Below are 9,096 nucleotides of genomic sequence, written 5' to 3'. Positions count from 1 at the left end.
TTTCTTCCCCCTCAGCGCCTAGAGATAGCCGTAGCCGATCATGGCGTCGGCGACCCGCGCGAAACTCGCAATATTCGCGCCGGCCTGATAGTCCGTGACGCCGTTTTTCACCGGCGCGTATTCCACGCATTGCTCGTGGATGGAGCGCATGATTTTCTCGAGCTCCTGCTCCACCTGGTCGCGGGTCCATAAAAGCCGCTGGGCGTTCTGCGCCTGTTCAAGGCCGGAGCAGCCGACGCCGCCGGCGTTCGCCGCTTTCGCCGGGCCGAAAATGACGCCGGCGTCTTTCAGTACGTGTATAGCCTGCGCGGTGAGCGGCATGTTCGCGCCTTCGGCGAGACATTCCATGCCGTTCTTCGCCATAACGCGCGCCATGGTTTCGTCGACTTCGTTCTGCGTGGCGCAGGGCAGGCCCACTTGCGCCGGGACGGACCAGGGCGACTTGCCGGCGTGGTAAGTGACGCCTTTGGCTTCCTGCGCGAAGACGGCGAGGCTTTCGCGCCGGTTCTCCTTGATGTCCTGCAGGATCGCGAAGCTTTCATCGGTGAAGCCGTTCGGCAGATGCGCAAAGCCGCGGCTGTCGGAAACGGTGACGACTTTCGCGCCCATGCGCATGGCGCGCTGCACGGCGTAGATCGCGACATTGCCGGATCCGGAAACGGCGACGGTCTTGCCGCTCATGGTCTTGCCATGGTGTTTCAGCATGTCTTCGGCGAAAACGACGACGCCGTAGCCGGTCGCTTCCTTGCGGATTTCGCTGCCGCCGAAGGAGAGGCCCTTGCCGGTGAGAACGCCGCCGGTGAAATGGTTCGAGAGCTGTTTGTACTTGCCGAAAAGATAGCCGATCTCGCGCGCGCCGACGCCGATGTCGCCGGCGGGCACGTCCGTGCTCTCGCCGATATGGCGGAACAGCTCGCTCATCATGGCGTGACAGAACCGCATGATCTCGCGGTCCGAGCGGCCTTTCGGATTGAAGTTCGAGCCGCCCTTGCCGCCGCCCATGGGCAGGCGGGTGAGAGCGTTTTTATAGGTCTGCTCGAAGCCAAGGAATTTCAGAATGCTGACATTAACGCTCGGGTCGAAGCGCAGCCCGCCCTTGTAAGGGCCCATGGAGGAGTTGAACTGCACCCGGAAGCCCTTGTTGGCGTGGGGCACGCCATTATCGTCTTCCCAGACGATGCGGAACGAAACGATGCGGTCCGGCTCGGTCATGCGTTCGAGAATGCGCGCATCGGTGTATTTGCGGTGATCGAGATAATACGGCATCACCGTTTCGACGAATTCGAACACCGCCTGATGGAATTCCGGCTCATGCGGATTGCGCCGCATCAGCCCGTCCATGAAGTGATCGATCTCGCTGACCACATTGCCGCCGCCGGCGATGCCGACCGCGAAGCGCTGCACGGGCTCGCCGGTTTTGCGCCTCAGATCGAGGCTCATATCTTTGTGCGCCTTTGCGATCGGCGCAGGCGTTTCCTTCGTCTCGCGCGGCGGCGTTTCCGCCGGCGCCGCATCGAACGACTGCTTGTTTTTCTTACGCCAGAACATAGTCGTCTCTCCCGCTATCCCCAAAACCGACGCGATGACAGTAACGCCCGCGTCCGGCGCTTGTTGTTCTCTCAACCGCCCGCCATGGCCCCGATATCGGCGAGGGCGGCTGTGAACGCATTCTGATTATACGCATAAGGGCTCTGCGCCGCGCGGCTCGCCTTTTCAATGGCCGCGCGCATGGCCGCATTGTCCGCATTCATCGCCGCCGTCAGCCGCTGCACGGCGAAGAGCGCCTGTTCGGCGGCGGCGTAATTCGTGTAGCGCTTGGCGAATTTAGCGTCGGTCACCTGGACCAGCATGGCGCGTGCGGCTGAAGGGCTCGAAAGATCCGAGCCCAGTATGCGCGCGACGGCCTCATTTGCGGTGCCTTTGAGCGTTCGCGCCGCATTATGGAAATGATCGCCCGAATGCTGCGAGGCGGCGTGGAGGACGCGGCCTTCGCTGTCGAGTCTCTCCGCAATGGCGGGATCGACGACGCGCATCGCCGCCTGCAGCATGATGAGATTGGCGTCGTTCAGGATCGGCGCGCCGGGGCCGAGGGCGCGGCCGGGATTCGGCCGCCAGCTCAACTGGCCGTCGCCTTCGGAAATCGGCTGGTGACAGGCGTGGCAATCGAAAAAGACGAGTTCGGGAAAAGCGCCCGCCGAGCCCGTGTCATTGTCGAGAAGAAGCTCGAGCGTGCGTTCAAGCCCCATGGCCTGCCCCACGGCCCAGACTTGCGCGCCCGGCGCGACGGTTTTGCGCGTGCGGTAATCGTCATCGACGACGTGATGCTGCTGAATGGTCGTATAAAGATCGAGTTCGAATTTAAGGCGCGGATGACCGGCGCCCATAATGCGGTGATTGACGAACTGGTTTTCGAAACTGGAGCCCAAATGACAGCCCATGCAAAGGCGCGCCCGCGCCGCCGGGTCCTCGGTGGGATAGAGCCCCGCCTCGATGTTGGCTTCATGGCCGGCGCCGATGCGGTGAAAGGCGAGCCACTCCTGCGCGCCGCCATGACAGGCCTCGCAGCCGACGCCGTCGGAAATCTGGAAGCGCGCCGTTTTGTTCGGCGCCGCGTCGGCGTGACAGGAAAGGCATTCGGGCGCGGCTTCCGCGCGGCCGACCCCGAGATTGGCGGCGATGCGTTTCCCATGCGGCGTCAGAAGGACTTCGTAAGCGCGCGAATGGGCGCCTTTTTCGCCGCGCGAGGCCCATTGGAAATATTCGTTCTGGCCGACCACGGGACCGGCGCCGACGCCGGAGACCTGATCGCCGTGACAGCCGGCGGTCGAACAGCTGGCGACGCCCATATGGGTGAGGCCGTCATTCAGCGGAACGGGATGGTCCCCGAAAGGGGCCTGCGCCGCGGCGGGCGCAGTCAGGCTCGCAAAAGTCAGCGCTAAGACAATGAAAACTCTACTCATCGCCGTCCCCCGCTCATCGCCGACCTGAGCCCCGCAGGGCTCATCAGCGGCGTTTCCTCATCCTCATCATGATAGGAATGGCAGGTTAAGCAATCCGAAGCGATGGCGGTCCGCCCGGCCGTATCGTCATGGCAGGCCCGGCAGACCGTGATCGAGGGCATCAGGACGTCTTCTGAGGAGGCGGATGTCTCGGCCTTGTGGCAGGTCTGACACTTGATGTTGCCGGTCATGTGATCGGCGTGATTGAAATGCGCCATGGGCAGATAGTGCGTGGTGAGCCGCACCGGCGTCAGTTCGGGCAGGCCCTGCCGCGTCGCCGGATCAACGTTGTCATGGCATTTCCGGCAGACGCCTTCCTCGGAGAAGATGCGCGCGATCATTTCATCGGTGTTTTTCTTGGCGTCGGCGAAGGCCTGCGCGCGCAGCCGTTCGCGCCGGGCGCGCGCTTCGGCGCTCAACTGGCGTTCGAGAAGGGTGTCGGGCCGGTCGCCGAGCAAAAGATTAGTCGCCTGCGCGAGATAGAAATCTTCGAGCACGCGGCGCACTTCCGTCGGCTCGCCATGGGGGAGGTTGCGCACTTCATCATCACTCGCGGCGAAAGCAAGAGAGTGGCAGTCGCTGCAATGCTCTTCCATCTCGATGGGTTTAATGAGCGCGCCCGCTGCGTCGGTTTCGTGGCAGTCCGCGCAATCGAGTTCGTCGCCATAGCGCGCCCTTACATTGGCCGGCAGAGTTTCGAGTTTGCGGATGACCTCTTCGTCTTTGAGGTGAAGATCGTGCGGGAAGGTGAGGCCGTTGTTTTCTTTCGGGTGTTTGACGAGGGAGATGCGCGTCGTCTCCGGCGGCTCGGCCTCAGGGTCGAGCACGATGGCGGGCGAGAATTCCGGATGGCGGCGCGCGAAATTCGAAACATTGACCAGCGTCGTTTCCGTGAAACGCTGGTCGAGTTCGTCATGGCAATCGACGCAAAGCTGCGCGTCCGACGGGATGACGCCGGTCGGCCCGTTATGTTCGAAATGGCAGGAGCCGCAGCGCCTTTCGGGAATGGAAAGCCCTTTGCGCAACGCCGCCGGCACGATATCGGCGCCTTTATGGTCCGGCATCGCCGCCAGCATGGCGTGCGGATCGGCGTGATCGCGCATGTCTTCATGACAGGAAAGGCAGGCCGCGTCCGTCACCCGCTCGAAAGGCGTTACGTGACAGGAGCGGCAATCCTCGGTGAGGTTGGCGTGGGACGACGCCATGGAGCCGGCGAGCCAGGTCTGGTTCGTCGTCATCGCGAGATGCGCCGCGAGGCCCGGCGTTTCCGGATCCTTGGCGCGGAAATGCAGGACGACGGGCGCCGCCAGAAAGACGATGGCGATCAAAGACAGCAAAACCCAGGCGCTCGCCCGCTTGTCGGGCGCATAACCGCGCATGGTGAAGACGGCCTCTTCGTCGCGCTTGTCGCGCACCGGCGTCGGCTCCTCCACCAGCTCGATGGTGATGAGCATGTCGCCCTTGTTGTCTGCCGGGCTTAAAGCGATTTTATAAGGGCCGATGCGGATGGTCGAACCGTCCTTGAGGCCGATCTCCCGGCGGCGCACCTGGGCGCCGTCGACGCGCACGCGATGATCGCCGTTGGCTTCGAGGCGCGCCTTGTTCGCCGAAAGCTGGGTCAGCTTGGCGTGATAAAGGCCGACGCGAAGATCGCTCAGGAAAACATCGCAGTCGGTGGCACGGCCGAGGGTGACGTCTTTCTTGTCGTAAATCGTGGGCCGCACCGTGATGCGTCCGCCGGGCCGTCTTTTGATGAATTCTACGCGAATGCCCATTTCCGCCTCACCAGTAGAAGAAGACGGAAATGATATGCGCCGTCAGCGCCGCGAGCAGCGCAAACGAGATCGGCACATGGATGTAAAGCCAGAGCTGCAACAGCGTCTTGTTGCGGATATGGCGGCGGGTCCTGAGGAGAAGGGCGGACTTGCGCTCGAGGATCGCGGTCACCGCTTCGAGCGGGCGGCGCATCTCGGGATCGGCGTTCGCCGCGGCTTTCCTGAGGCGTTTTGCGGCGCGCGTCGTCGCGCATTGGCGCTGGGCGCCGGCGATGGACTGAAAGAGGCCGGGCTTCAGCTTCGTGTTGCGGATCGCGCGCTTGACCACCTCGACATATTTCTGGTCGAGCGGCTGGGCCGCCTCGCGCAATTCACGATTGAGCGCGCGGATTGCGTCCAGCATGTCTTTCTGGGTGCGATGCGCGCGGTTGTCGCTCATTTTGCGCGGCACGGTCGCGTAATAATAAATCCCGACAAAGCCGGAGAGAATGACCACAACCATCAGCCCATAGGCGAGGGTGTGCACGTTCCAGCCGAACTGAAAACCGGTGTGCAGCGTCGCCAGCACCAGAAGCGACGCGCCGAGATAGACATGGGCCGACGTCCACGCTTTTAAGGACCAGTGGCCTGACGTCATGGCGCGCTTGCGGATTCCGAGCAGCATCAGCCAGACGATAAGCAAAGCGGAGATCGCGCCGAGACTATAGCCGTACCAGGTGCCGCCATTGGGTCTGAGGCGCACATCGGCCGCGAGATAGCCGATGATTGCGATCAGGCTGACGACAAGCGCGACTTTCAGATAGCGAAAGCCTTTGTGGTTCAAAAACCCTTCATGGGAGATGGGCAAACCGGAAGAGCGCATGTGGTCCGCCATGGCCTAGCCCTTCCCTTCGGCGATGGAGAGATAGTCCTCCGGCGAAACCCGCTGGGCGGCGCCGGTGGGGCAGGCGCGCACGCAGGCGGGTCCGCCTTTCAGCCCTGAACACATGTCGCATTTGACCGCGAGCTTCGGCGGTGCGTCGTCTTTCTTGCGCGTCTTCTCGATCCAGTCCTTATCCGGTTCGCCAGGCCCCGGACCGCGGCCGAAGAAAAGCCAGGAGAGGATGCCGGGTTTTTCCGGCGGCACGGCGGCCATCTGAATGACGCCGTAAGGGCAATAGCGCTGGCAGTTGCCGCAGCCGATGCATTTTTCGTCGATGAAGACTTCGCCGTCGGGCCCGCGATGGATCGCATCCGGCGGACAGTCGGTCATGCAGTGCGGATGTTCGCAGTGGCGGCAGGAGGTCGGGACGTGAATATAGGCGTAGGAATTGCCGGCTTCGCGGTCGAGGCGGGAAATGCCTTCGTGAATGTCGGCGCAGGCCTTTTCGCAATTGTCGCAACCCACACATAACGTTTCGTCGATGACCAGCGCGTCGGTCGCTTCCGACAGGCCTTCTTCTTCGAGCAGAAAGCGCGCGATGGAGGTGTGCATGTCGACGACGGAGGAGAAGCTTTCGCGTTTCGCCTCCACATAATCGTTGAGCTTGCGGCGCGAGGCGACGAGGTCGTCGACGGCGCGGTACAGATCCGGATTCTGATTGAGCAGACGCTCGAAGATTTCGCCGGGCAGACGCACCACTTCCGATTTGATCGCCGCGCGCACGGTCGCGGTCCTGAGCCCTTCGTAAAACAGCGACATCTCGCCCACATAATTGCCGGCGAGCACGTAAGAGAGAAAAACGTCCTTGCCGCCGATGCGCTTTTCAACGACGGCGCTGCCGGAGCGGATGATGAAAATATCGGTGTTGCGCTCGCCTTCTTCGATAAAGGCGTCGCCGGCTTTCAAAGGAATGATTTCCGCCGCATCGACGATTTCGTCAATGGCGCTCTGAGGCAGGAGCTGGCCGAAGATCTGGCCGACCTGGCGCTCCATGGAAAGCCGGTCCATGCGGCGTTTGACGCCCGGCACCGAGGCCATCAATTTCAGCGTCGCATTGCGCGGAATTTCGAGCAGCATGGCGGGCTCGGCCGCGCGGATGGTGGCGGTGCGCCGGCGCCCGGAGATGAGCCCGAGCTCGCCGAAAATGTTCCCTTTCTTGATCGGCACGGTGACGGACGGGTTTTTCGGATCGACCTCGACGGCGACCGAGCCCTCGATGATCGCGAAGATCGACGAGCCTGTGTCGTTGCGCTTCATGATAATGTCGCCGCGCTTTTTATAATGGATGGTCGAGGCGAGCAGGAATTCACGCATCTGCAGGGGGGAAACGTCCTGCAACACGTCCACGGTCGAGCGGATATGCTCGAGCCATTGATCGACGCTGCGTTTCGCGGGCGCGCCTTCGAAAAGTTTTTCAAGGAGCGGCGTGTCCGGCGGTTGCAGCTCGGTGTTGCCGGCGATGAACTCGACCACGTCATGGCCCTGGTTCATGCAGTGCTTGATCAGGGGGAAACCGGCGAGCGCGCCGATGACATACAGCCCCGGCACGGTGGTTTCGTATTGCGGCGTCAGGACCGGGAAAGCTTCGCGGTCGGGGCCGGTGAACTCGACGCCAGCAGCCTCGACGAATTTGCGCGGCGGCGCGGCGCCGAGGCGGGCGATGATGCGGTCGCAGGGAAGCCGCGCTTCGCCGTCTTTCGTATCGACAACGGCGATCCACAAATTTTCGCCGGAGCCGCCGCGTTCGAGGCGGATGAGCGAGGCTTCGGTGATGAAGTCGAGCCGGCCTTCGTCGCGCGCCTTGTAAAGCGTTTGCACATTGGCTTCCTTGGCGCGGGGAAAGCCGTCCGAGCGCTGAAGCAGCGTGACGATATTGCCCTGGTCGGGATTGGCGACGCCGAGCGCGTTTTCGATCGCCGCGTCGCCGCCGCCGATGACGATGATGTTTTCATCGTAATATTCGCGCGGATCGTCGAGCTGATATTGGACGAAGGGCTGGTCCGTACCCGGATTTTTCAGTTTGTTCGGGTTGCCCTGAACGCCGACCGCAAGAACGACGAAGTCGGCGTTGATTGTCTCGCCGTCGGCGAGCGAGATCTGGAAGGCGCCTTTCGAACCGGAAATCGCGGTGACTTCGGAATTATGGCGAACATTGATCTTGAGGTCTTCGGCGTCGTCGTCCCAGCGGGTGATGATGCTTTCCCGCGAGCCCGCCTGAAACTCGATGTCGGACCTGAGCGGCAACTGGTCCGGCGTCGCCATGATGTATTTGCCGCGCTGGTACTTGTAGATCGTGTCGGAAAGGTGAGGGGCCTTTTCCAGGAGAACGTGCGAAATCCCCCGGGCCGCGGCGCGGCCCGCCGCGCTCAGCCCGGCAGGGCCTGAGCCGACAATGGCGATTTTCACGCTCTCCAACTACGGGTCCCCCGGTCAACCCTCTCATTAAACCCCATACCCAATATCGCCCCCTCAATCCACCTTTTCATTGCCTCTTGCTTGCATTTCAGCGGGACCCTGACGATTGCGCGCGCCGTTTCAGCGGAAATCCTGGGCGATCAGCTTTAGGTGCAGCGCCGCATAAGTGCTGCACAAATATCGTTAACGCCAGCTTGCTTCGTTGGCGGAACTATGCGTACCTTTTTGTTAGCGGCGGCGCGCTCTCCATCATCTGCGCATGGAGTGCGCGCGGCCGCGAACCGGGGGCAAGGCGCGGGGCGACGTCGCGCTGGAGAAGAAGCTAGCGCGATCCGCGCCATTGCGTCATTTGCGGCGCCGTTGGCCGCTCATCGCGGGGGATGCCATGATCATGAGCATGAGCGATAGCCAGTTCATCTTTGCGATGCTGGTTACGTTTCAGATCAAACACTTTATCGGCGATTATGTGCTGCAGACAGGCTGGATGGTGCGCGGCAAGGCGCGGCCCGGTCCCGGCTTTGTCTGGCCTTTGAGCGTGCATGTGGGCGTTCACGCCCTGACGACGCTTGGAATCCTCATGGTTGTGAACCCAAGTCTTTGGTTTCTGGCGCTTTTCGATTTCGCCGTCCATTTCCTTATGGACCGGATCAAATCGGGCCCGAAATATCTGGGCCGCTTTAAGGACATGACGAAACAATCTTTCTGGATACCGCTTGGTTTTGATCAGATGGTGCATCACTGCACTCATTATTTCATCATCTGGCAGTTGTTCATGCACCGCTGAATGCGGCGTCTTACGGCCAGTTTTTACAATAATTTCAGCGTCCAGCCGAATAGAAAACGGTTGCGGCGCAAAGGAGCGCGGCGCATAGTTGCGATTAAGAACGGCCTGCAGCGTCTCTATGAAGATAAAAGGCGCGCTGTTTGCATGACGGGGATTTGGGAGAGAATTGCTGTGCGCTGCAACATGCGGGCGCACGCTCAT

At 61.8% G+C, this 9,096-nt stretch carries 6 protein-coding genes; 1 reads left to right on the top strand and 5 read right to left on the bottom strand.

What is annotated here, in order from left to right:
• Positions 1-18 precede the first annotated feature (18 nt).
• The 5 genes from gdhA to CW354_RS15335 form a co-directional block, all read right to left on the bottom strand.
• Positions 19-1,548 carry an NADP-specific glutamate dehydrogenase gene (gdhA, locus tag CW354_RS15355; protein WP_243396427.1) on the bottom strand — a complete coding sequence of 510 codons (1,530 nt, stop codon included), beginning with the start codon at positions 1,546-1,548 and terminating at the stop codon, positions 19-21.
• Between the two features lie 71 nt (positions 1,549-1,619).
• A complete protein-coding gene (locus CW354_RS15350; RefSeq protein ID WP_104830971.1) occupies positions 1,620-2,960 on the bottom strand; it encodes a multiheme c-type cytochrome in 1,341 nt (446 codons plus the stop codon).
• Entirely contained in the window at positions 2,957-4,774 is a 1,818-nt protein-coding gene (locus tag CW354_RS15345) for a cytochrome c3 family protein (RefSeq protein ID WP_104830970.1), read from the bottom strand. The genes CW354_RS15350 and CW354_RS15345 overlap by 4 nt, the downstream gene beginning before the upstream one ends.
• A gap of 7 nt (positions 4,775-4,781) precedes the next feature.
• On the bottom strand, positions 4,782-5,648 hold the full coding sequence (locus tag CW354_RS15340) for a hypothetical protein (RefSeq protein WP_104830969.1): 867 nt from the start codon (positions 5,646-5,648) through the stop codon (positions 4,782-4,784).
• 3 nt (positions 5,649-5,651) lie between these two features.
• On the bottom strand, positions 5,652-8,102 hold the full coding sequence (locus CW354_RS15335) for a cyclic nucleotide-binding domain-containing protein (RefSeq protein ID WP_104831092.1): 2,451 nt from the start codon (positions 8,100-8,102) through the stop codon (positions 5,652-5,654).
• 400 nt (positions 8,103-8,502) lie between these two features.
• Here CW354_RS15335 and CW354_RS15330 point away from each other — a divergent pair, with 400 nt between their 5' ends.
• Positions 8,503-8,895 (top strand): DUF3307 domain-containing protein, encoded by a 393-nt coding sequence (locus tag CW354_RS15330; RefSeq protein WP_165793749.1) that lies wholly within the window; start codon positions 8,503-8,505, stop codon positions 8,893-8,895.
• The last annotated feature ends 201 nt before the right edge of the window (positions 8,896-9,096 follow it).

This window comes from Hyphococcus luteus (genome assembly GCF_002943565.1).
GTDB lineage: Bacteria > Pseudomonadota > Alphaproteobacteria > Caulobacterales > Parvularculaceae > Hyphococcus > Hyphococcus luteus.
Note: the sequence above shows the minus strand (reverse complement) of the source record. Positions and strands in the feature narration are given on the sequence as shown.